This window comes from Tabrizicola sp. TH137 (assembly GCF_002855575.1).
Taxonomy (GTDB): Bacteria; Pseudomonadota; Alphaproteobacteria; order Rhodobacterales; family Rhodobacteraceae; genus Paragemmobacter.
Window position 1 is genome coordinate 347546 of sequence record NZ_PKRQ01000006.1, and the last position, 23679, is coordinate 371224.

The 23679-nt window shown below is 61.7% G+C and carries 16 protein-coding genes and 2 pseudogenes; 15 read left to right on the forward strand and 3 right to left on the reverse strand.

Annotated features, from left to right (window positions below):
- Positions 1-30: 30 nt before the first annotated feature.
- Both C0V75_RS18515 and C0V75_RS18520 read left to right on the forward strand, forming a co-directional pair.
- Entirely contained in the window at positions 31-2490 is a 2460-nt protein-coding gene (locus C0V75_RS18515; protein WP_101922439.1) for an FAD-dependent oxidoreductase, read from the forward strand.
- Positions 2483-3772, forward strand: a complete 1290-nt coding sequence (locus C0V75_RS18520; RefSeq protein ID WP_254216522.1) for an FAD-dependent oxidoreductase — start codon at positions 2483-2485, stop codon at positions 3770-3772. The genes C0V75_RS18515 and C0V75_RS18520 overlap by 8 nt, the downstream gene beginning before the upstream one ends.
- 34 nt (positions 3773-3806) lie before the next feature.
- Here C0V75_RS18520 and C0V75_RS18525 read toward each other — a convergent pair whose 3' ends face one another.
- Both C0V75_RS18525 and C0V75_RS18530 read right to left on the reverse strand, forming a co-directional pair.
- Complete coding sequence (locus tag C0V75_RS18525) at positions 3807-4691, reverse strand: DMT family transporter (protein WP_101922441.1); 885 nt, start codon at positions 4689-4691, stop codon at positions 3807-3809.
- Between the two features lie 51 nt (positions 4692-4742).
- Positions 4743-5591 (reverse strand): DUF1194 domain-containing protein, encoded by an 849-nt coding sequence (locus C0V75_RS18530; protein ID WP_101922442.1) that lies wholly within the window; start codon positions 5589-5591, stop codon positions 4743-4745.
- Between the two features lie 176 nt (positions 5592-5767).
- Between C0V75_RS18530 and C0V75_RS18535 the strand changes: the two genes are divergently transcribed.
- From C0V75_RS18535 to C0V75_RS18550, 4 genes are all read left to right on the forward strand, one after another.
- On the forward strand, positions 5768-7393 hold the full coding sequence (locus C0V75_RS18535) for a winged helix-turn-helix domain-containing tetratricopeptide repeat protein (protein ID WP_158241880.1): 1626 nt from the start codon (positions 5768-5770) through the stop codon (positions 7391-7393).
- 329 nt (positions 7394-7722) lie between these two features.
- Positions 7723-8781: a phage minor head protein gene (locus tag C0V75_RS18540; protein WP_101922444.1), complete on the forward strand. Its 1059-nt coding sequence runs from the start codon at positions 7723-7725 to the stop codon at positions 8779-8781.
- Position 8782: 1 nt separating this feature from the next.
- A complete protein-coding gene (locus tag C0V75_RS18545) occupies positions 8783-9085 on the forward strand; it encodes a hypothetical protein (RefSeq protein ID WP_101922445.1) in 303 nt (100 codons plus the stop codon).
- A gap of 121 nt (positions 9086-9206) precedes the next feature.
- Positions 9207-9515 (forward strand): hypothetical protein, encoded by a 309-nt coding sequence (locus tag C0V75_RS18550; protein ID WP_101922446.1) that lies wholly within the window; start codon positions 9207-9209, stop codon positions 9513-9515.
- 35 nt (positions 9516-9550) lie between these two features.
- Here C0V75_RS18550 and C0V75_RS18555 read toward each other — a convergent pair.
- Positions 9551-9844, reverse strand: a pseudogene (locus C0V75_RS18555) (DUF6441 family protein); the annotation flags it as partial.
- A gap of 64 nt (positions 9845-9908) precedes the next feature.
- On the opposite strand from C0V75_RS18555, the pseudogene C0V75_RS18560 reads away from it, so the two are divergent.
- The 9 genes and pseudogenes from C0V75_RS18560 to C0V75_RS22785 all read left to right on the forward strand — a co-directional run bounded on the left by C0V75_RS18560 (position 9909) and on the right by C0V75_RS22785 (position 23623).
- Positions 9909-11174: pseudogene (locus C0V75_RS18560) on the forward strand (IS3 family transposase).
- 478 nt (positions 11175-11652) lie between these two features.
- Complete coding sequence (locus C0V75_RS18565; RefSeq protein WP_254216523.1) at positions 11653-12912, forward strand: hypothetical protein; 1260 nt, start codon at positions 11653-11655, stop codon at positions 12910-12912.
- A 126-nt stretch (positions 12913-13038) separates the two neighbouring features.
- Positions 13039-13899: a WYL domain-containing protein gene (locus C0V75_RS18570; protein ID WP_143710453.1), complete on the forward strand. Its 861-nt coding sequence runs from the start codon at positions 13039-13041 to the stop codon at positions 13897-13899.
- On the forward strand, positions 13883-16066 hold the full coding sequence (locus C0V75_RS18575) for a sigma-70 family RNA polymerase sigma factor (protein WP_173861097.1): 2184 nt from the start codon (positions 13883-13885) through the stop codon (positions 16064-16066). The genes C0V75_RS18570 and C0V75_RS18575 overlap by 17 nt, the downstream gene beginning before the upstream one ends.
- Before the next feature lie 40 nt (positions 16067-16106).
- Positions 16107-17573, forward strand: a complete 1467-nt coding sequence (locus tag C0V75_RS18580; RefSeq protein WP_254216524.1) for an ATP-binding protein — start codon at positions 16107-16109, stop codon at positions 17571-17573.
- Positions 17570-20437, forward strand: a complete 2868-nt coding sequence (locus C0V75_RS18585) for a Z1 domain-containing protein (RefSeq protein ID WP_101922450.1) — start codon at positions 17570-17572, stop codon at positions 20435-20437. The genes C0V75_RS18580 and C0V75_RS18585 overlap by 4 nt, the downstream gene beginning before the upstream one ends.
- The gene (locus tag C0V75_RS18590; protein ID WP_101922451.1) at positions 20421-21425 is read left to right on the forward strand and encodes a PD-(D/E)XK motif protein; all 1005 of its coding nucleotides are present in this window, start codon (positions 20421-20423) and stop codon (positions 21423-21425) included. Before C0V75_RS18585 ends, C0V75_RS18590 begins: the two co-directional genes overlap by 17 nt.
- A gap of 1 nt (position 21426) precedes the next feature.
- Positions 21427-23235 (forward strand): AIPR family protein, encoded by a 1809-nt coding sequence (locus C0V75_RS18595; RefSeq protein ID WP_101922452.1) that lies wholly within the window; start codon positions 21427-21429, stop codon positions 23233-23235.
- 37 nt (positions 23236-23272) lie between these two features.
- Positions 23273-23623, forward strand: coding sequence for a hypothetical protein (locus tag C0V75_RS22785; protein ID WP_143710454.1), 351 nt, complete (start codon positions 23273-23275; stop codon positions 23621-23623).
- The last annotated feature ends 56 nt before the right edge of the window (positions 23624-23679 follow it).

Sequence of the window (23679 nt, forward strand, 5' to 3'; positions counted from 1 at the left end):
GCCGCCCGCCTCACCTCAAGGACATTCCAGATGCAGACCCTTCCCAGCCATGCCCGGATCGTCATCATCGGCGGCGGTGCCATCGGCACCTCCATCGCCTATCATCTGGGCAAGCTGGGTGTCAGCGACGTCGTCCTCCTGGAACGGGACAAGCTCACCTCGGGCACCACATGGCATGCGGCGGGCCTGATCGCCTCGGGCGGCATGTCCACCGAAACGCTCATCTGGATCGAACAATACACCCGCCAGCTCTACATCGACCTGCCCGCGGAAACCGGGCTGTCCACCGGCTGGCGGCAATGCGGCCACATCCACCTCGCCTGCGACGCCGACCGGCACGAGGTGCTGCGGCGCGACGCCAATTTCGTGCGCTCGCAGGGCGTGGAACGGTTCGAGCTGTCCCCAGCCGAAATCAAGGCCAAGTTCCCCCTGATCGAAACCGCCGGCATCGTCTCGGGCTTCTACACCCCGTCCGATGGCCGTGCGAACCCGGTCGACGCCACCATGTCCATGGCGGCCGGCGCGAGGGCAAGGGGGGTGCGCTTCTTCGAAGGCACCCCGGTCACCGATTTCGTGATGAACGGCACCCGCGTCACCGGCGTCGTCACCCTGCGGGGCACGATCCTCGCCGATCAGGTGGTGCTCGCAACCGGCATGTGGTCGCGCCAGATCGCGGCGCGGATCGGCGTCCGCGTGCCGCTTCAGGCCGCCGAACACTACTACCTCCTGACCGAGCCGATTGCCGGGATGCACCCCGACATGCCCGTGGTCGAGGACCCCACCACCTACACCTATGTCCGCGAAGAGGGCGGCGGGATGCTCTTCGGCCTCTTCGAACCCGAAGGCGCCGCCTGGAACCTGAACGGCATCCCGCAGGATGCCAGCTTCTCGGTCCTGCCCCCCGACTGGGACCGCATGACCCCCTTCCTCGAAGCCGCATTCGAACGCTACCCGGTGATGAAGACCGCCGGGATCAAGACCTTCTTCTGCGGCCCCGAAAGCTTCACCCCCGACGGCTCCTATCTCCTCGGCGAAGCGCCCGAGGTGGACGGCCTCTTCCTCGCCACCGGCCTCAACTCCCTCGGCATTCTCTCGGCCGGCGGCGTGGGGTCGATCCTGGCCGAGCTTCTGACCACCGGCACCTCCACACAGGACATCACCGGTCTCGACATCGCCCGGACGCGACCGCATCAGGCCACGCGCCACTATCTGGGCGCCCGTATCCCGAAGTCGCTGGGATACACCTTCACCTTCGGCCCGCTGCCGCATTGGCACCACAAGACCGCCCGCGGCATGCGCCGCCTTGCCCTGCACGACCGCTATGCCGCGATGGGCGCCTATCTCCACGATCTGTCCGGCTGGGAAATGCCCTACTGGTTCTCCCCCGATGCCCCGCCGCCAAAGGTGGACTATGCCTCCCACGCCCGTCAGGCCTGGCACGATCTCTCCGCCCGCGAACACCACGCCACCCGCACCGCCGCCGGGCTTTTCGACAAAAGCTTCATGGGCAAGTTCCTCGTGCAGGGGCGGGACGCGCTTGCCGTCCTGAACCGCGTCAGCGCCAACAATGTCGATGTGCCCCTCGGCACCAATGTCTATACCCAATGGCTGAACCATCAGGGCGGGATCATCAGCGACCTGACCATCACCCGCACCGGCGAGGCCGAATTCCTGCTGGTCACCGGCGATATCCTGCAATCCATGACACCGGCCTGGCTGCGCCGCCAGACCCGCGCAGACGAGGCCGTTACCGTCAGCGACGTGACCAGCGCCTTCACCATCCTGTCGCTGCAAGGTCCGAAATCCCGCGACATCCTTCAGGCCATGACCGGCGAGGACCTGTCGAATGCGGCCCTGCCCTTCCGCGCCAGCCGCTTCATCGACATCGGCCCGGTCCCCCTGCGGATCGTGCGCGTCACCTACATGGGCGAACTGGGCTACGAACTCTACATCCCCACCGAATATTCCCACGCCGCCCATGACGCCCTGATCGCGGGCATGCGCGCCGCCGGGGTGGAACCGGTCCATTGCGGGATGATGGCGCTGGAATCGCTGCGCCTTGAAAAGGGCTACCGCGATTTTGCCGTGGATATCGACAACACCGATACGCCGCTTCAGGCCGGGCTCGGCTTCGTCGTCGATTTCTCCAAACCCGATTTCATCGGCCGCGATGCCCTCCTGCGGCAGAAGGCAGCCGGCCCCCTGACCCGGCGCGTAGTGCAGTTCCTGCTACAGGACCCCGAACCCCTGCTCTTCGGCAACGAACCCATTCTCTGCGACGGCAAGGATGCGGGCTACATCCGCGCCGGGGCCTTCGGCCCGACCCTTGGCGCCTCGGTCGGCCTCGGCCTGGTGACCCATGACGACGGCATCACCGCCGACATGCTGCGCAGCCATCGCTGGGAGGTCGAGGTGAACGACCGCCGCATCCCCGCAACCCCTTCGCTGGCACCCTTCTTCGATCCGAAAGGCGAACGTGTCCGTGCCTGACAGACTGGCATCCCCCCGCAGCATCCTCGTGCTCGGCGCCGGAATGGCGGGCCTTGGCGCGGCCCGCGCGCTCAAGGACGCGGGCGCAAGCGTCAAGGTGATCGAGGCGCGAAACCGCATCGGGGGGCGCACCCATACCAGCCATCTCTGGCCCGATCTGCCCGTGGACATGGGGGCAAGCTGGATTCACGGCACAAAGGGCAATCCAGTCACCGCCCTCGCCCGGGCGCAGGGGCTGAAGATCACCCCCACCGATTACGAACGCTCGGTCACATTTGATTCCTGCGGCCAGAAGGTCCCCTTCGTGAAGGCCGCGAAATCGGCGCTCAAGCTGGTCGAGAAGGCCCGCAAACGCGTGTACAAGGCCGATGCCGACCTGTCGCTGCAAGTGGCCATCGAAGCCTCGCCCGAATGGCAGCAGCTTTCAGAAGATGCCCGCCGCGTCGCGCGTCTGGCGATCAACACGCGGATCGAACATGAGTATTCCGGCGACTGGAGCCGCCTCTCCGCCTGGAATTTCGACCAGGGTGTCGATTTTCCGGGCGACGAGGCGGTGGTGACCCCCGGCTTCGGCCCGATCCTCGCGCATCTCGCGCAGGGTCTCGACCTCCGCCTTGGCGAAGCAGTCCGGTCCATCACCCCCAGACCGGAAGGGGTGGAGGTGCGCACCGCGCAAGGCATCCACTTCGCCGACCATGCCATCGTCACCCTGCCCCTCGGCGTCCTGCAATCGGGCGACATCCGCTTTGCCGAACCCCTCTCGCGCAAGCGGCAGCGGGCGATCGAAGGTCTGGGCATGGGCCTTCTCAACAAATGCGTCCTGCGCTTCGACAGGGTCTTCTGGCCCGAAGACATGGATTGGATCGACTTTCTCGGTCCGGTCCAGACGCTCTGGGCCGACTGGACCAGCTACCTCCCCGCCACCGGGCACCCTCTCATCGTCGGCTTCAACGCCGCCCGCATGGCCGAAGAGATCGAGGAACTGGATGACCGCGACACCGTCGCCTCCGCCGTCGCGGCGCTGCGGGCCATGTTCGGAACTTCGGTGCCCGATCCCTCGGGTGCCCAGATCAGCCGCTGGCGGCAGGACCCCTTCGCCCTCGGCGCCTATTCCTTCAAGGCCGTCGGCTCCAGCCGCAAGGACCGCAAAGCCCTGTTCGGCGCGGATTGGGACGGTCGGCTGTTTTTCGCGGGCGAAGCCACCTCAGCCGATCAACCGGCAACCGTCCACGGGGCGCTGATCACCGGACGCGCGGCCGCCGCGGCCCTGATCACGGGCTGAACCTGCCCCCGGCCGACACAGGGCCCAAGGGCACTCAACAGGCCGCAGTCGGGTTCTTCTCGACGTGAAGGATCGCCACAACAAACACGCCCGCAATCACCAGCAAAGCGCCCACCACCTGCATCGGCGCCAGCGTTTCGCCAATCAACAGCATGGCCAGAAACGACCCGAACACCGCTTCGGTGCTGATCAGCACGGCAATCGCGGCGGGATGCACATATTGCTGTGCGGCAGAGTTCAGAAGGAAGGCCAATCCCTTCGACAGAACGCCGATGACCAGAAGTTCGGGCAAGGCGGAAAGAAGCTGCACCTTTGTCGGAAACCCGTGAAGCAGCAGGCCAAGCATCGTGCAGCCAACCCCCGCCACGAGGAGCTGCCCACAGGTAATCACCCTGGGGTTGCGAAAATGGCCGACATGACTGCCAAGGTTCAATATCCACAACGAAAATGCGACCGCGGCGCCAAGGCAGACCAAATCGCCCGCGGCCATCGCGGTGACGCCCCCGCCCATCATCAGAAGGCCCACCCCCGTCAGAGCACTGGCCGGAAAGATCCAGACATTCGGGCGGCTGCGATACAGGATCCAGGCGGCGAAAGGCGTGATGACGGCTGCGGTATTCGTGAAGAAACCGGCATTCGTGACCGAGGTCAGCCCATAGCCGATCTGCGACAAAAGCACCCCGGCGCTGAAGGGCAGGGCCACGGCACATATCTGTGCCAGGCCAGGACGGTCCCTGCCCCGCGCCGCGCGCCACTCGCGCCGGGCAAGGGGCCAGATCACGATGGCCCCCAGAAGGCAGGTCAGGCCGGTCACGGTGACAGGGTCGAGGTGATCCAGCACCGTCTTCTGTGGCACGCCGCCGAGGCCCCAGGTCAGGGCGGCCAGCAGGGCCGCGCCATTGGCGAACAGCGGCTTCATGGCGCTTTTCTCTTTCGTCGTGCCGTGTGTTTCCCCCCGCCCCCCGAACGGTCACGGACCGATGGCCGGGATCCGTCTCGCCTCGGGCGGAAGCGCGGTCAGCGCCGCGACACTGGGCGGCGCTATCTCCCGCGCCAGCTTCTCTTCGATCGCAAGGGCGAAGTCGCCATAGCGCGACACCTCCATCGCAAAGGCACTCGGCCCCCCGATCACGCGGTCGCGATACCACAGGCCGATGCCCGTCCGGTCAGGGTCTATGGCCAGCCCGTTGATGGTGATCCCTGCATCCACGGCGCGCTTGCGCGCAAAGTCGAGAGGGATATGCGTTCTTGGCCTGGGCGCGACGGACTCGATCCCGTCGCCCGACACGTTGATGACCCGCCGAAAGGCACAAGCCGCCTGCGCCTCCAGCAAATCGGTCGCGGCCCAGACGCCACGCCCGATACCGGTATTGCCCGAGACGTTGCGCGGCAGCGACGCAATCCGCCCGGCCAGAGCGACGGACTCGGCAACGCTGGCCACCCGGGCCAGAGGCAGCACCTGCGGAGGCCAGTCGCTGTCACCCCAGACGACCACGCCGATCTCCACATGTCCCGCCGACTGGATCGCCGCCTGAACGCGCGGCGACAGCAGGGCACGCGCATATCCCTCCTGTTGCAGCCGGAAGTCGGCGTCGTTCACGCTGCCGGACGCGTCAATCGCAAGGACAATCGCCAGATCAGAGCAGGCCGCCGCCAGGCTGCCAGAGATAGACAGAACGAGCGACGCCGCCAGAACACGCAAGGACGCCACGCCCCCGCGCAGGCCTCGATAAAGTGCCGCCAGCGCCGGACGGCCATTGCAATGCCCCGAGCAGTGGTAATGAGCCAACCCGAAATGACCACGCCATATCTGCGTCATGACCGATGCCTTGAAGTTATCTGCAACACGTCTTGAAAAGCCCGGTCAGACTTGCAGGGCGGCATCCGCCAGTAATGAAAATGTTCTGAAGAACCTCTGAAACTTGCCCGTCACTCTTGCGAAGAATGAATTCCGTTGACGCTCCTGCCACGACAGGCGTTTCCTGCGCCCGACAGATGAACACGTTCGAATTGCGCCGCAGGCCGGTTTGGTGGGAGATCGAGATCGTGAATGAAGCACCGAGGGATGTCTTCGAGTTCGGCGCGGTCACGCTGGATGTCTCACTGGGACGGGTTTTCCGGAACGGCACCGAGGTGGCCCTGCGCCCCAAATCCCTCGCGCTGCTGATCCACATGGTGCGCGGGGCAGGCCGTGTCCTGTCAAAGGATGAACTGATTGCCGCGATCTGGCCGGATGTCGTGGTGACCGAGGACTCGCTCACCCGCTGCATCCACGAGATCCGCACCGCGCTCGGGCCGGACGGGGCGCGCCTGATACGGACCGTGGCGCGTCGGGGCTATCTTTTCGAAGGCTCCGCGGCGGTCGCGCCACCTGCTGCCCAAGGCGAAGGCGCCCCGCTCCGGCCGGATGGCATCGCCGTGCTGCCCTTCACGCTGGCAATGTCAGATGATCCGGGCGCCCCGACCCTGATGCTGGGCCTTGTGCAGGATGTCATCAACCGTCTTTCCACGCTGAAAGGCCTGCATGTCATCTCTCTGGGCAGCGCCTTCGCCGCCCAGCAGGCCGTCACCGATCCGCGTGCCGTGGGCAGCGCGCTGGGGGTGCTCTATGTCGTGACGGGGACGGGCGAATCCCAATCCGACCGTGTGCGCCTGCGGATCGAGATCAGCGAGGCCCGGAAAGGAACAACCGTCTGGACGGGCGAGTATTCCGAAGTCCGCGCCAATTTTCTGGAACTCGTCGGCGGCGTGACGGACAAGATCGCCCAGGCGCTGCACAGTCAGGTCTGGGCGGCCGAACGGCGCCGTGTCCTTTCCCTGCCGGTCGAAAGCCTGGATGCCTGGGAACAGTTCCACTTTGCCGTGGCCTGCCTTGTCAAATCGGACCCGGCCTCGCTTGACCTCGCGCTGGAACGGTTCCGCGCGGCGGCCTCCATTTCACCCGGATTTGCGCGGGCCTGGGCTGGTCAGTCCGCCGTCAGCTATGTGCGGGTCATGTCCGGGCTTTCGCAGGATGTGCAAGCCGATGTCGTCACCGCAATGCGCTGCGCCCTCAAGGCGGTGGAACTGGATATCGAAGACCCCTATTCGCAATGGTCGCTTGGCCGGGCCTTCTGGCTTGGCGGCGATGTGACCGGTGCGCGGCAGGCGCTGGAACGGGGCATCGCGCTGTCCCCCAGCCTTGCCCTCTGCCATTACGAGCTTGGCCTGATCGAGGCGTTGCAGGGCGATCCAAGGCGCGCGATCAGCGAAGTGGAGATTTTCCAGTCCCTCAGCCCCTTCGATCCGGTGATGGCCTCGGCCCTTCTGTCGCGCGGATTTGCGCATTTCCGTCTCGGTGAAACCGAAGAGGCGGTGAAATGGACGCGCGAAGCGGTCCGGCTGTCCTATGTCTTTGCCTCGATCCATGTGCCCGCCGCGCTGATCCTCGCCGATTGCGGGCATGTGGACGAAGCGCGTCTCATCATCTCGCATCTTCTGGCCGTGGCGACCTATCCGGGGGCCGAGGCGATGGCCGGCGTGCTGGCCCGGCAATCCGGACTGCTCCGCGATCTTTTCGACAGGCACTGGACGGAAATCGGCCTGCCGCAAGCCCCACAGACCCCCGCGCCACTCGGTTAGGAAAGCAGAGGCCCGGCACCGCCCGGACATCTCACTCACCCCGCTTCGAACAACCAACACATTCACGCCACGTCGCCTGCCACCTCAGGCCGCCACGACTGCCGCCTAACCAATCGGCCTGAAGGTACAAGGATCGGGTTGAGTGGCGGAGGGGATGGACCCGCCATCCAACCTACTCCGCCCCCTGAACCTTCACAGTCCTTCTTTGGCAGGGCAGGCTTTCTGAGCCGCAAAGGCTTGTTTTGCCGTGTTGCAGGCACCGTACGGTGGGGTGAACGCTTCTTTACCAATTGCCTCTACAAACCACCCGCCAGTCAGCGGGAGGTTCCATGCAGCACAATCTTCGGGAATTTCTCCGCCACGGCGGCAGCGGGCAGTACATTTTCGCGCGGCAGAACGGGGCCATTTTCGGCTATCGCGCGGGAATTTCGATCAAGTCGACTTTCCCTGGCTCTGCGGACCTGCGGGCCGATTTCACCGACCAACTGGACCGTGTGATCGCCGAGAACACTCGGATGCTGCTGAATGCGCTCACGCCCCCGGAGACCGTGCCGTGGGTGACCGAAGCCGACCTGCGCGACGTTTCGGACGCGAAGGAGGAGGCGTTGTGCCAGTGGGACACTCACCTGACGGCCATCTTCGAGGAATATGAGACCCACCCGCAGCGCCTTCGACCGCTGCGAACCGCCATGGAAGAACGCCTGCTTCGGGCCTTCGCAGGTCTTATCAACCAGCTTCGGCAGCAGGATTTGGGGATCGAGCGGTACATCTGGCGTTCCCAGGACGACGCGAAAGTCCGCGACAGCCATGCCGAGTATGATGATCGGGTGTTTCGTTGGGACGAGCCGCCCGCAGGCGGTCATCCGGGACAGGCGCACAACTGTCGGTGCTATGCAGAGCCGGTCACGCCGGGATCGCGGATCGACATCACTCCTATTGAGTATGTTCCCACAGAGAGCGGCTACCCCCTTCAGGATCTCGCAGAACACGAGGCTGCTGGCGGGCACACAATTGAACGGCATGTCGGCAAGAGTGAATCCTTCCTAATCGGCATGGTCAGCGTCCCGGTCGCGCGGACTCTCTTCCAGACTGTCTATCGCTGGCGCCACGGTTCTTTCAGCTCGCTTGCGGCGGCAGAAAGGCTCACGAACGCGAACCTTTCGCGGAACGCCGCCATCGTAAATGCCGTCGCAACCGGACAACAGGAGGATGCTGTCCTCGAAAGCACTTTCTCCAGCATAACGGGGCAAGAGGCCTATCGGTTGACTCGCGGGACATCCTCACCGATGAGATTGCGCCCCACATACTCCGTGAGGACGTACATCCGTCATGCGCCTGAAATGCCGAATGGCTTCATTATCGTAACCTCTTTTCCAAGGAACGAATGACGTGAAAGCGCCCCAAGCCTTCCATGACTTTACGTTGCAGTTCCACCAGGATCTGGACCTAGTCTATCCGGATTGGGCTTCTGATGCCCCCACAGCGCGCCATGAAATCTACAAGAGCTTCCGCCGGCAGTATGGTGATCAGGCGGTGCGCGACTTGAACGCCTTTACAGCAAGGCTTTTGTCGGACGAACAGACCAACCTAGAATCTTTTTGGTTCAGGGAATCCAGGTCAGACTGGGTCATTTCCAACGATGGTATTCGTCGGCTTCTCAAGGACTTTCAGACATGGGCGTCCTCTTTGTAATTGTGGCTTGATTCAACTAAGGCCAATTGCCCTCCACCCACAAGGCAGTTTGCGGATTGGCCGATTGACGGTCTGGGACGTGTCTTGATCGTGCGTCCCGATGGGACGATTGAGAACTCTGATGGCAATTGAGTATTCTGTCTATTCGGATCTAGGCGAGGCGGACTTGGAACGCCGCCTCAACGATGCGGCTCGTTCCGCTAACGGCGTTTGGGAAATCTGGAGTGCAAGCGATGATCTTGGGCCGTTTCATGAGGAGATCATGGAAGAGTACGGCGTGCGGAAGGGTTTCAAAACAAGGGTGTGTTGCAGACACTCGAAAGACCATACCGTGCAGGCCCGAGAGGCAATGCTTGCCTTCTTCGAGTCCTTGCCAGGACGAAAGCTGCTTCTGAACGGCGACGTGTTTTTCGCGTTCCATCCCGCTTGACATTTCGGCACTGAATTGAAGTGCGATCCTGACTTTCAAGGATTTAATGCGCGCCACCCCAACAGGATCAGCCCCGGCACTGCGTCATGCGCCCACTCCGCATCCCGCGCCAGGTCCAGCCGCTTCTGCAGCTTGACCTGCGGCACCAGCAGGAAGATCGGCGCGGTCACGAGGCCCCGGCCGGTCTTCGACCGTGATGGTGAGGCAGGACCGTGGCCCCTGTGGGGCTGCGTAAGCCTGCCGAACGCCCAGCCCTTCGTGTTCAACCGCCCCTCGGCCACCAGCAGGCTGGGCCCCCTGCGGCGATAGATGAAGCGCAGGCGCAGGCCGTGACCTGCCACGGGATTTTTCCTCCAACTGCGATTAGAGTCCGGCCCATGGAGAGGACGGACGATGAAGAAGGCACGACTGACGAAAGAGCAGATCATTGGCATCTTGCAGGAGCATGGTGAGGCATGAGCCTGCCATTGGTTCGAGGGCCATGCGGAACGGGGCGAAGTGTGCTGACCTGTGCCGCAAGCATGGGATGTCGGAGGGCACGTTCTACGCCTGGAAGGCGAAGTATTCCGGGATGACGGTGTCCGAAGCCAATCGGCTGAAGGCGCTGGAGGACGAGAACGCCAAGCTGAAGAAGTTGCTGGCGGAGCAGATGCTCGACATGGCGGCGATGAAGGAGCTCTTGTCAAAAAAATGGTGACGTAGAGCCATGTGCCGCCACTGGTTCAAGGCCATGGCGATACCGTGAAGCGCGAGGCTGTCGCGCATCTGAAGGCCCATCTCGGGCTGTCGGAACGGCGGGCGTGCCAGATTGCCGGGGCGGACCGGAAGATGGTGCGCTATCGGTCGCAGCGCGCCCCGGATACGGCGCTGCGGGGTCGATCGCGGGATCTGGCCAATGAGCGGCGCAGGTTCGGCTACCGGCGGCTCTTCGTGCTGCTCCGGCGCGAGGGGGAGCAGCCGACGGGGATCAACCGCATCTACCGGCTCTACCGACAGGAAGGGCTGACCGTGCGCAAACGAAAGGCGCGCCGCAAGGCAGCCGGCAAAAGGGCCCCGATCCTGATCGAGGCGCGGGCCAATGCGCGCTGGTCGCTGGATTTCGTGCATGACCAGTTCGCTTGCGGGCGGCGCTTTCGGGTACTGAACGTGGTGGACGACGTGACGAGCGAGTGCCTTGCGGCAATCCCGGACACGTCCATCTCGGGCCGCCGCGTGGCGCGGGAGTTGACCGCCTTGATCGAACGCCGCGGCAAGCCGGGGATGATCGTGTCTGACAACAGGACCGAACTAACCTCGAACGCGATCCTGAAGTGGTGCGCCGAGCACAGGATCGAATGGCACTACATCGCGCCTGGCAAGCCGATGCAGAACGGCTTTGTCGAAAGCTTCAACGGCAGGATGCGGGACGAGTTCTTGAACGAGACGCTGTTTCGCAACCTCGCCCATGCCCGCGATCTGATTACGGCCTGGGTTACCGACTACAACACTGCGCGGCCCCACTCGGCCCTCGGCTACCAGACCCCCGCAGGTTTTGCCCTGAACCTGACAACCGCAATCGCCCGACCCGCTGCACGCGATGAGGGTTCCGCGCGCCGGGCGATTGCTCAACCCGCGCCAAAAGGCGTAGATCAGCTACCGGCTCCGGTCGCGGCTGGATGAAAGTTCAGTGGCAGGTCAAGCGCAGCGGAGTTATGTCCGATCCCAGTACCTTGTCAATCATGCCACTGGCGTCGAAGTGTTTAGCCTGTGCGAGGAAGTATCCTTATGTTTTCCCACGGTTACGGGCGCTACACAGAATAGGCGCAGTCGAGAGGTCCGGAGAATACCGGCCCCGAGAGACCGCTTCCAGACCTGCTTGCGCCACTGCCAGTGCTCAGCCCAACCCGCATAACCCCCGAAAACAACGGAAAAATCCGGCCTCCGCCGGATCGGGAGAACGCTTTCGCGAGGGCAAGTGGCGGAGGGGATGGGCCTGATATCCAACCTTCTCCAGGTTTCACTCGGGTGGCGATGACAGCTAAAATGGCGCTGCGGGATATTGCTTCCGCGCGAAGCTGTATTGCGGAGAGTTCAAGAATTGTCGCCTTCACAGATACTTAGTCGTCGGGACCTCTACGACCTTGTCTGGAGCAAACCGATGACAGCGCTTGCACAGGACTTCGGGATATCGGATCGGGGGCTCGCGAAGGTCTGCAGTCGTCATCGTATTCCCGTACCGCCCCGGGGGTACTGGGCCAAGGTTGCTGCCGGAGAACAACCGAAAGTGCCGCCGTTCCTCGACCTTAGGGATCGAAGCCTCGATCGGGTAAGCATTCGCGGGGCCACCTCAGCTCTTCCTGACGGCGTCGCCGAACTTGCCCGCAAGCGAAAGGCTGAGCGGGAAGTCCGGGCTGCTACCATCAAAGCGACGCCAGAATCCCCAATGCCTCTGGTAGAAAACCCACACGCCTCGGTGGCGAAAACGGTGAAGTTCCTTCGGACCAGGAAGCCGGACAAGGAGGGCGTCCTCAGTGCCACGGCACCAGGCCAGTGTGGCGTGATCGTCAGCGCTGCGTCCGCCGAACGTGCTTGCTTCTTCCTCGACGCGTTGGCGCGGACGCTCGACGAGGTCGGGCTGAGCCTGACAGCGGACGGAGGGAAGATGTCCGTTCAGAAGGGCGCGGACAAGATCAGCTTCACCCTGCTCGAACGAACGAAAAGGCTGAAATACGTACCGACCCCAGAAGAAATCGCTCGGGAGGATAAGAGGAAGGAGAAACAGGCACGGTCCGTTCGGCGCAACGATTGGGACAGCATTTCGTTCGGCAGCAGTCCACCCTGGCCGGACTATGTGACTGCGTGGACCGGCGAACTCGTGTTCTCGATCGATGCGTGGGCGGACGGCCTGCGGAAGACGTGGGGTGACGGCAAGACGCAACGCGTGGAACGGATGGTCCCCGAAATAGTCGCCGGCATAGAGCTCATTCTAGAGACCATTCGCGTGCGCCGCGAGGAGCGTGAGGAGCGCGAGAGGCAGTGGAAAATCCTACAGCACCGGCGACAGCTCGCACAGGCCCGCCTCAAACGCGAGGAGACGCGACTCTCTCACCTCCGGCAGATCATTGAGCTGCGTCGGGAGGCCCGCGAAATCCGCGAATGGATCTCCGGCCTGCCGCAGGAAGCCAGCCTAGCCGTCGACTCGGATTTGGGCCGGATGCTGCAGTGGGTAGAGTCACGGTTGGTTGAGCTTGATCGTCAAACCGGACTGGATGCTGCTAAATCCTTTGCGGGCCAAGGCGATCTGTTTCCGGCAGTCGACGAGCTTGAAGATCCGCTTGGCGATCCCCCCGTCAGCTCTGGCTGGGGCTACTGTGTGCTTCTCCTCTGCCCAAGCCCTTTATGGCCGCTGTTCGCTTAGATCGCGATTGATGCTGCAAGGAGAAGCATTTCCATTGCCAGATCATCATCCCGTGGCTAGCCTCACGACAACCCAGAAAATGGGCGCGCATAGTTACCATGCGCATCAGGGGGCTGGGAGGCCGCGGTGGACAGCGAGAGGTCTGAACTTCGCTGGGGAGTCGAGCAGCGTCTCGAGTTCATAGAGTTCCGCCTGTTCTGGGAGGGACATGTGAACCGAAGCGACCTGATGGACCAGTTCGGGGTCTCGGTGAACCAGGCGTCCACTGACCTGAACCGGTACACCGGCTTTGCGCCCGACAACATGGTCTACGACAAGAGCGCGCGCACCTACGTCCGTGGCCCCCAGTTCAAGCCCCGGTTCCTCGAACCCGACGCAAGCCGGTACCTCGCCCAGCTTCGGTCGGTAGCGGATGGGATCCTCGACCGCGAGGACTCTTGGATCGCCGATCTCCCACCCTACGCCTCAGCCCCGACCCCGGCGCGCGGCGTCAATCCGGTGACGCTCCGCTCCGTGGTCGGCGCCATCCGTCGCTCCGAGGCGATCGAGGTTAAGTACCAGTCCCTGTCTAATCCGGAGCCACGCTGGCGCTGGATCTCTCCGCACGCCATCGGATTCGACGGGTTCCGCTGGCACACACGGGCGTTCTGCCTGACCGACGAAGCCTTCAAGGACTTCCTGCTCTCGCGAATGCTCGATACTGGAGAGTGTCGTGAAAGCGGTGTGTCCGCGAAGGACGACCGCGACTGGAATACTGAAGCCACACTGGAAATCGGGCCCCACCCCGCCCTTTCCGAAACCCAGGCCAAGGTCATCGCGCTCGACTACGGGATGCATGGCGGCAAGGCGAAGATCAAGGTCCGGCGCGCGCTCCTGTACTACGCGCTCAGGCGTCTCGGGCTTGATACTGATCCCGGCGCGAGGAAGCCGCAGGACCAGCAGATCGTGCTTCTCAACAGGGAGGTCATTCATGAAGATCATGGATAGACTGTCCCGCAGCCTCGGCGGTCGCGACCAGGCTACGAGCGAACCGGAAAGCAATGTTCTTGGGCCGTTCGAGATCCGGCTGATCGCCGAAGGGAAGCTCGAGAGGCTTGCAGAATTTGCGGCATCTTCTCGCCTCTACGCCGCCGACCTGAAGGGGGACACGCCCCTCCACCTTGCGGCGCGCATAGGGAATCTTGCCGTTTGCGATCTCTTCATTCGGTCAGGTGCCGACCCCGGCGCACTGAACCACGACCGACAGACACCTGCGGATGTGGCATTTGCCGAAGGTCACGGCCTCGCCGGGCAGCTTCTGTCTTCGCTTGTTGCGGGGTCTCCGGAGGCGGAAACCGAGAATGTTGGCGAGCGCGAGGTTTCACTTGTGGTCGAGAATCTCACCGCGCCCGATAGAATTCCGGAGCATCGTGTCCCTGTGTTTCAGGAGACGGAGCCAGCCGACAGGGCCGACGACCTCGATAGCCTTCTGATTTTCGAAGCTGAGGCAGAACCAGAGGAATTCTTCGATCAGTCCGCGGGCGATGCGGCATCGGGGATATTCGTAGCGCTCGTCAGTCCGTCACCCGTGGTTTCGGACAACGAGGACGGGGATTGGGATCTCGACCTTTCAGCTGCGCCGATTGCCGGAGAAGGCATCGGCTCCAACGCCGCGGTGACGGCCGATCATGCTGCAGAGAACGACTTCCTGAAAGTCCGGAACCGCGGCCGACAATCGGTCAAACGCGCTGTCGTCCAGACTGGCACGCGGATGTCGATCGACCCGGAGCTCTGCTTCACTTGGGCAGAAGAGATTCTGGCAAAGGGTCGGTGCTCACTCGACGATATCGACCGCCTGGTTGCCCATTGCGAAGGGAATGGTGATCTCGAGGAACTGCGCATCAATCTTCAGCGCAACATGGAAACGGCTGGCTTCGATCTCGCTCAGGCGACGGGGCATCATGCCGACATCTGGGACGCCGTCTCAGACACATCGTCCGATGACCTTGCTGACGCGATAGAGGCAGCCCTTACGCGTCGGACGCGGCTTCCCGGCACACAGCGCTTCGTCATGGACAAATCAGAAGAGCTGCAACTGCTGGAGCCCATGATGCGGGCCAAGCAGGAACTCCAGCTGGGCATTCTGGCCTCCGAGACCGCCGTCGAAACGATCCTCGACGTCATGGACCGCATCCGCGACGGTTCGCGAGACCCTGGCTCGGTCTCCCTGAGAACCATTATTCCCTCGCGACCGGGCCATGCGGAGACGTCCGAAGTAATGGCCGCCGCGGACACCCTTAGGTCGTGGCACACTACTGGCCGGGTAATGGACGGCAAACGACGAAGAGAGGCACTTGGTGCGCTCGAGGCATTGGATCTCTCTATGGCATTCCAAAAGGAGTTGGTCCGCAGACTGGAGCAGTTCCCAGCGTGCCAAGCCGAGGCCAGTCAGCTGGAAGCCGAAATCCTGATCTCCGAATCCGCTACCGAACACCTTATCCGCGAGCACCTGCCTTACGTCCGGCGGTTTGCCTCGCGAAACGTGGAGGAAGGCGAGGATCCAGAGGACGTCTTTCAGGTCGCGTTCATGGGTCTGCAGCGTTCCACAAGGCGGTTTGACCCCGAACGTGGTTATCGCTTCCTCATCTACGCCACTTACTGGATGCGACAGGCCATCATGCGATGGCGCGCTGATGAAGGCGCGGCGATCCGCATCCCGGTGCATCGGAACGAGAAGGTCACCAAGCTTGATCGCGCCCTCGACAGGCTGGACGTTTGGGTCGGTGGTGCCGTTTCCGACCTTGATCTCGCCGAAGAGCTGGAATGGGCAATCGACGAGGTCAGACAGTTTCGCGGCATCCCGCGTGAAGCCGAATATCCCGCAAGCCTCGACGACTGGGACAATCTGCTGCCCGAACCTCCAGAAGTGGATGTCTTCGACCAAGCAGAAACCGAAAGTATCGTGACAGACGCACTGGCTTATCTGCCGGAACGTCAGGCTGATGTGATCCGGATGCGCTTTGGTATCGGGCGCGATTCCGACATGACCCTCGAGGAAATCGGTCAGATCTACGGCGTGACGCGCGAGCGCATTCGTCAGATCGAAGCGAAAGGCCTCGATCGACTTTCCCATCCGGGTCGCAAGCGTCGGCTCCAGGAACTGCTGGGGATGTGACGGGATGGGTGTAAGAAATGCTCCTCCTCATGCCGGTTCGATGCTCGAGTCCCTTCGTGGTCTCGGCTACGCGACTCCCACCGCACTTGCCGATCTGATCGACAATTCCATCGCCGCAAATGCGCGCGACGTCGCCGTCCATCTTGAGTGGGCCGGTCCAGAGAGCTGGGTAAGGATCGTTGATGACGGTGACGGCATGGACGACGCGGCTCTGGAGGCAGGCATGCGCCTTGGCGCTCGCGATCCGAGGGCGGAACGCGCCGCCACTGACCTCGGGCGCTTCGGGCTGGGCCTAAAGACAGCCAGCTTCTCTCAGGCTTGTCGCCTGACCGTCGCCAGTCGGAAGAAAGGTGGAGCAGTCGTCTGCCTGCGCTGGGACCTTGATCTCATCGATCAGGAACCCGGGGCCGAATGGCCGCTCTTCGAGGGGCCGGCTCCGGGATCAGAGCATCTGTTTGAGCCGCTGGACCAGATGGCCCATGGCACCGTCGTATTGTGGGAGAAACTGGACCGTATCGTGACTGATGGCTTCGCAGCCACCGACATGATCGAGCTCGCGGATCGCGTGGAAGCGCATCTTGCTATGACCTTTCATCGGCTTCTCGACGGCCAACTGCCCATGCTGCGCTTGGCTCTTAATGGCAGAGGAGTGAAGCCTTGGGACCCGTACCTCATCGGTCATCCTGGCAAGGCGCTCGAAAGCCCTGAGTATCGAATACTCCACACCACCGGTGTGACCGTGCAATGCCACGTCCTTCCGCATCGCGACATGCTCAAGCCTGTCGAACAGGAAGTCGCGGCGGGGCCCGGAGGATGGACACAGCAAGAGGGTTTCTACGTCTACCGCAACAAGCGTCTCCTTCTCGCTGGGGGTTGGCTTGGCCTCGGCGATGGCGGCAAACCATGGCTGCGCGATGAGGCTCACAGGCTCGCTCGTATCCGGCTCGACATACCGAACAGCGCGGATGCCGAATGGAAGATCAATGTCCTGAAATCGACGGCCAGCCCCCCGGTGCGCCTGCGATCCCAGCTTCATCGTCTCGCAAAAGAAACACGCGACACGGCGCGGCGGGTCTTTGCCCACCGGGGACACGTGACCCCGGCCTCAGGCGCGCGCCCGAACGCCGTCGCTGAAGCCTGGCAAGTTCGGCGTTCGGCACAAGGAACGTCTTACCGGATTGCTCTCGACCATGATCTTGTCGCCTCGATCCTCGATCGCGCCGGCCCTCTCAAGCCCGACATCCGCGCTCTCCTGAGGCTGATCGAAGAGACAGTGCCCGTGCAGCGCATCTGGCTGGATACTGCGGAAGACAGGGAGACGCCGAGAACTGGTTTCACCGGAGCGGCCGAGAACGAGGTGATGGAGACCCTGTCCTCGATGTTTGAAGCACTGGTGAAGTTCCGCGGGCTCAGCCCGACCGAGGCGCGCGAGCGGCTCGGTCGCACGCCCCCATTCGACCGGCACCTCGACCTGGTTGCAGCCCTTGAAGCGAAAGACGCGCAATGACGATTTCAAACCAGAAGGCCTTCGATTCAATCCTTTCCATGGCCCAGAACATGCTTCGCCTTGCTGCGGAACGCGCTCAGAGCCCTGTCACTCCGGAAATGATCGAGAAGGAGCTGACCAAGCTGTCGATCATGATGGAAGACGATTTCGCCCTTGTTGATCGGGACGCGCTCGTTGACGAACTGATCCGCCGTTCAAGCCGCACCGTGGGCGAGAACGCCACCCTGTCGAGCGGTGAGGACCATGTCGCCTGGCTTGATGCAGAAAGGAAGAAGGGCTGGACCTATTGGCAGCGCTACTCGGAATACATGGAAGCGCGCATCCCTTGGACGGCCCTCGACGCCCTTGACGTCGCCACTGACGAAGTCCTTGCACAACTCGAGGACCCTACCCGGGAAGGCGCTTGGGATCGACGCGGACTTGTCGTCGGCCACGTTCAGTCGGGAAAGACAGGCAATTACACCGGACTGATCTGCAAGGCTGCTGACTCCGGTTACAAGATCATCATCGTTCTGGCTGGCCTGCACAATAACCTTCGATCACAGACCCAGATCCGACTGGACGAGGGGTTCCTCGGCTTTGCCACCATTGCGGATGCTGACGAGCTCCCAGCAGTAGGCGTGGGGCTGATCGACAAGGACAGGTCGGTCCGTCCCAACGCCGCAACGAATCGGAGCGACAAGGGCGATTTCAATACGGCTGTTGCGGCGAAGATGAACATCAGCCCGGAACAGCGACCGTGGTTGTTCGTGGTCAAGAAGAACAAGACGGTGCTCGAGCGCCTGCTGCACTGGATCCGCAACCGTGTCGCCAATCACGTCGACCCCGAAACGGGTCGCAAACTCGTCACCAACCTGCCTCTCATGGTGATTGACGACGAGTCCGATCACGGATCTGTCGACACCGGTGAAGATGTGGTGGACGAGTTCGGCAATCCGGATCTCGACCATGAACCCAAGACGATCAACAGGTTGATCCGGTCGATCCTTCACCATTTCTCGCGAAAGGCTTATGTCGGCTACACGGCGACACCGTTTGCGAACATCTTCATTCATGACCGAGGGGAAACTCAGGAGTACGGACCGGACCTCTTCCCCGCTGCCTTCATCACCAGCCTTGCGGCACCATCGAATTATGTCGGGCCAGGTCGTGTCTTTGGATCTGCTTCCAGCACTCCGGACGGCCTGCCTCTGGTGCGCCCGCTGTCGGACGATGAGTTCCAGCCTTGGATGCCGCCACGACACAAGAACGGCTATCGGCCGCGATGGCAGGGGGAGGACCGTGTGCCGGACTCGCTCGCAGAAGCGATCCGCTCATTCGTCTATGCCTGTGCCGTGAGGAAACTGCGCGGACAAGGCAGCAAGCACTCATCGATGCTCATCCACGTTACCCGCTTCACCTCGGTGCAGAGCGCCGTCGTCAACCAGGTCGCGGAGTACGTGCGGGATCTGAAGAGCCGCTACACCCGCGGCATCGAGCTTGCAGACCTCGAGGCGTCCATGCGCACGGAGTATGAGGAAACCTTTCTGCCAGGGATGCAGCGTATCCGTTCCGCCCTCGTCGAAGGCGAAGCGCTGGAGGACTTCTCGTGGGCCGACATTCGCGTCGTCCTCCCCGATGTGCTGTCCGACATTCGTGTCCGCGAGATAAATGGCACGGCCAAGGACGCACTCGACTACGCCGAAAATGATGGCACCGGCCTCAAGGTGATTGCCATCGGCGGCGACAAGCTGGCGCGCGGTCTGACGCTGGAGGGTCTCTGCACAAGCTACTTCCTTCGGACCGCGCGCATGTATGACACGCTCATGCAGATGGGGCGCTGGTTCGGCTACCGCGACGGCTACCTCGATGTCTGCCGCCTCTACACATCGCAGGAAATGGTGGAGTGGTTCGGCCATATCGCCGATGCTGCCGAAGAGTTGCGCCAGGAATTCGACAACATGGTCGCGGCCGGCGCCACGCCAAAACAGTTCGGTCTGCGGGTGAAATCGCATTCAGTACTGACGGTGACCTCTCGGGCCAAAATGAGAAACGCTCGAGCGATGCAGCTGACCTATTCGGGAGACCTTCTGCAAACCATCGTTTTCCCCAACCGCAAGGACGACATCACGGCGAACTTCAAGGCCGCGGATCGGTTCATCAACGCTCTCGGTCCATCGACGGATCTGAATGATCAGCATTTCGTTCCACAAGGTCAGAAGTGGAACGGTCACCTTTGGCGAGCTGTACAAGCCCTGAGCGTCATCTCGTTCCTGCGGGATTACAGAACCCACCCTGCCAGTTTCCGGATCATGAGTCCGCTGATTGCGGACTTCATCGAGGAGATGAACAAGGATAGCGAGCTCACGAGCTGGACCGTTGCGCTGATCGGAAAGGACACGGGCCCGGACGACAAGTACCGAAAGGTCGGCGGCTCTTCGGTCAACATGCTGAAGCGGAGGAGAACGACAGAACATGCGGATCGATATTCTATCAAGACCCTGATCTCGCCTCGCGATCAGGCCATCGATCTGACGGAAGCAGAATGGAAGGCTGCGCTCGGCCTCAGCCAGAAAACTTGGCGCAACGATACCGATCGTAACGAGGGCAAGGAGCCTCCTTCAGAGCCGAGAGGTCCGCAGATCCGTCACGTTCTCGGGGAAGGAGACACCGAAGCAGGCGTCCGGGCGCGCCGGGAGCGTGGTCTCCTGATGCTCTATCTGCTCGATCCCGAGGGTGCCGAGGTAGAAGAGCTAAAGGATGCCGATCCCGTCGTCGCATGGGCAATCAGTTTTCCATCAAGCAACTCCGAGAGAAGAGTCTCCAATTCGAGGTACATCGCCAACAGCGTACTTTGGGGAGGCCTCAATGACTGGGTGGACTGAAGATGGGATTGCACGCGCCTGGCGAGCGCTCGCACGACAGGAAGGGGCGGAAGACTGGCGCTTTGTGCATCTCACCGATATGGGCGCTGTCTCGGTCGAAGCTGGGTGTCACTTCCCCCTCGGACGGGAGGCGTTGATCGTCTCCTTTCCAGGATCGTGGCCGGTGAATCCGGCTAGGCTTCCTGAAGGCAAGGGCTTCGACGTCTCCCGCATCGAGGGTCAATCCGTATTCACAGGCAAGACGGCGATTTCTCTCGTCAGGCGGCCGGAGGGCTCGCCCGACATCTTCGCCATCATGGTCGTGGATGTCTTGAGAGCGCTGGAGACTGCAGCCAGCGGTGCGGGTCGCGACGTCATGGAGGCCTTCCTCGAGCGGGTCAGGGAGTGGCAGGCTTTCATGGCTCGAACGCACCGCCCTCTTTCGTCCGACGCGCAGATCGGCCTGCTTGGCGAACTCTGGATGCTCAGATTGCTGGCGGACACTTCGATTGGGGCGGACGCTCTCAACTGCTGGCAGGGACCGCTGCGGGCGGCGCAGGACTTCCACATTCGGGGAGGCGCTGTAGAGGTGAAGAGCACGGTCCGGACCGGTAGCTTCCTCGCGCGGATCAACAGCATCGAACAGCTGGATGGTGACCGGGCGCCCATCTTCTTGTGCGCCTTCCGCTTCGAGGAAAACACCGATGGGATCTCGCTCGTCGCTCTCGTGACGGAACTCCGGGAGAGGTTCGGAATGGCCGGAGTGCGACGCGGCTTCGAAGCGCTGCTCATGGTGATGGGATACCTCGACGAGCATGCGGCTCTCTACGGGCGAACAGTGACATTGAAGGACGCGAGGGTAGTCCGTGCGGAAGGTGACATGCCGCGTCTCACGCGCGCTATGCTTCCAGCTGCAATCCGCTCAGCTGCCTATGTGCTCGACCTCGACGCGCTCGAAGTTCCCTCGATCAGACTCTCGGAGTTGATCAATGAATTTGGACTGGATTGACATGAGCCTCGAAGAATTTCACCGCAACTTTCGTTCTGACCTGCAGACCATAATCGCCGAGCGCGTCGAGGCTGGCGAAGGTCCATTTCCTTCGGATGAACTCGTCTTTGCGGAAATGGTCATGGAGCATGTCGCAGAAACAGGGATCTGCGAGTCGCCAATCGTTTGCCACTGGAGCGGCAAGGTTGGAAACGCCACACTCCGCATAACCGGTTATGCGCTCAGTTCTGATGAAACGTCTCTCGACCTCTTCGTGACCCACTATTTCGGGACCGACGAGCTGAACGATCTCAAGGACTCGGATGCGACGGCAACTGCAAGCGAGGGCGTTCGCTTTCTCTTTCGTGCGGCCAGCGGCAACCTCGACGCAAGAATTGATCCGACCCATCCGGTCAGGGACCTTGTGGCAACCATTCGCTCTCGCTGGGGTGAAATCGACCGACTTCGTGTTTTCGTAATTACGGACGGCAAAACCAAGACCAAACGGTTCTCGAACAAGGAAGTTCACCAGAAGATGGTGGCTGTCGAGGCCATGGATATGGAGAGGCTGTTCCGCCACACCGAGGGCAAACCTCGCGACGAACTCTCTGTGAGTCTTGTGCAGTCGATCGGTCGTCCGCTGCCATGTGTCCACGTACCTGATCCCGACGCCGACTATGAGTACGCCCTGACGGCAATTCCGGGACAGCTTATTCGGGACCTTTACCTTCGTTTCGGAACTCGATTGTTGGAGGCAAATGTTCGCACCTTCTTGGGGGCCAGCCGAAAGAAATCCGTGAACAATGGCATCGTTGAGACGCTCCGAAAGGAGCCGGAGCACTTCCTCGCGTTCAACAATGGCCTCGTACTTGTCTGCGACGAAGCGGCCTTCGAGCGAACTGAGGACGGCAACCTAGGCCTGTCTTTCTTGAAGGGTCTGCAGATCGTGAACGGCGGCCAAACAACCTCGACCATCTACTTCTCATCCCGCGACGATCGCACCATCGATCTCAGCCACGTCATGGTCCCGGCCAAGATCATCATCCTCAAGGGATCGCAGGACGAAGCGCGCGAGAGACTGATCAGCAACGTGTCCCGCTATGCGAACAGTCAGAACGCGGTCAAAATGTCCGACCTGTCGGCAAACCGCCCGTTCCACCGAGAGCTTGAGAAACTCGCGAACGACACGTGGTGCCCTGACGGTGCAACGCGATGGTTCTACGAGCGCGCAGCTGGCGCCTACAATGTCATGCTTCTGAGAGAAGGCACCACGCCTGCCAAAAGGCGAAACCTGAAAGAGATGATCCCGCCGAAACGCAAACTGACCAAGAACGACATCGCGAAGTACCATGAAGCGTGGCGCGGCAAGCCGAACCAGGTCGCCATGGCCGGCGAGAAGAACTTCGCTGCCTTCATGGCTGCACTCGATGATAATCCGACCATTGTCCCGAGCCCTCTCGATGCCCGTTGGTATCGGACGATGATCGCCAAGGTCATTCTTTTCAAAGCAATCGAGAGCATGATCAAGACCAAGGAAGCAAAGGAGGTGTTTCGCCAGGGATGGGTCAACATCGCAACCTACGTCGTTTCGGTGGCCGCTGACAGACTTGGCGACAGGCTCGATCTTGAACAGATCTGGATGCGGCAAGGGATTTCAGGTGGTCTGCGCGACCTGCTCTGGGATTGGGCCGTCATCATAAATTTGGAGTTCAATAGGATCGCTCCGGGTCAACAGTTCTCTGAAGTAGCAAAACGAGCGGATACGTGGGCAAAGGTGAAGAATGCTGATTTTAGATTGGATCGCAGCGACATCCCGGAGCTTCGGCGATGACTCCTCTTGAAGCTTAATATGGAATGGAGGACGAAGAATGAGCGACGAAACAAAGGGAACGTTTACTCCGCTTCATAGGACATTGCCTGATCCGAATGAACTGGATTGGACGCCGCCAGAAGACATTCCGTCAGAAGAAGAAATCAATAAGACAATCGTGAACAGATTACGCGCATTTGAAGATGGGGTCTTTGAAAAAGAGAGCTACCGGGACCTCTCCAAACCGAGAGACGCAGTGGATGCAAAGTTGCGCGACATTTTGGGCGCTATCGAAAGCCGCATAGCAGAGCTGAACAAGCAGGGCGCTTACCTGTTCCAAGCCTCAAATTATGCCGCCGCTGCTGAGAACCCACATTCTCCAAGTAAGTCGCTGATTTCGCTGTCGTAATCGTGATATTTCGCATATAAATCATGGCGTTGACGGCTGCGAGGGGCGCGTTTCAT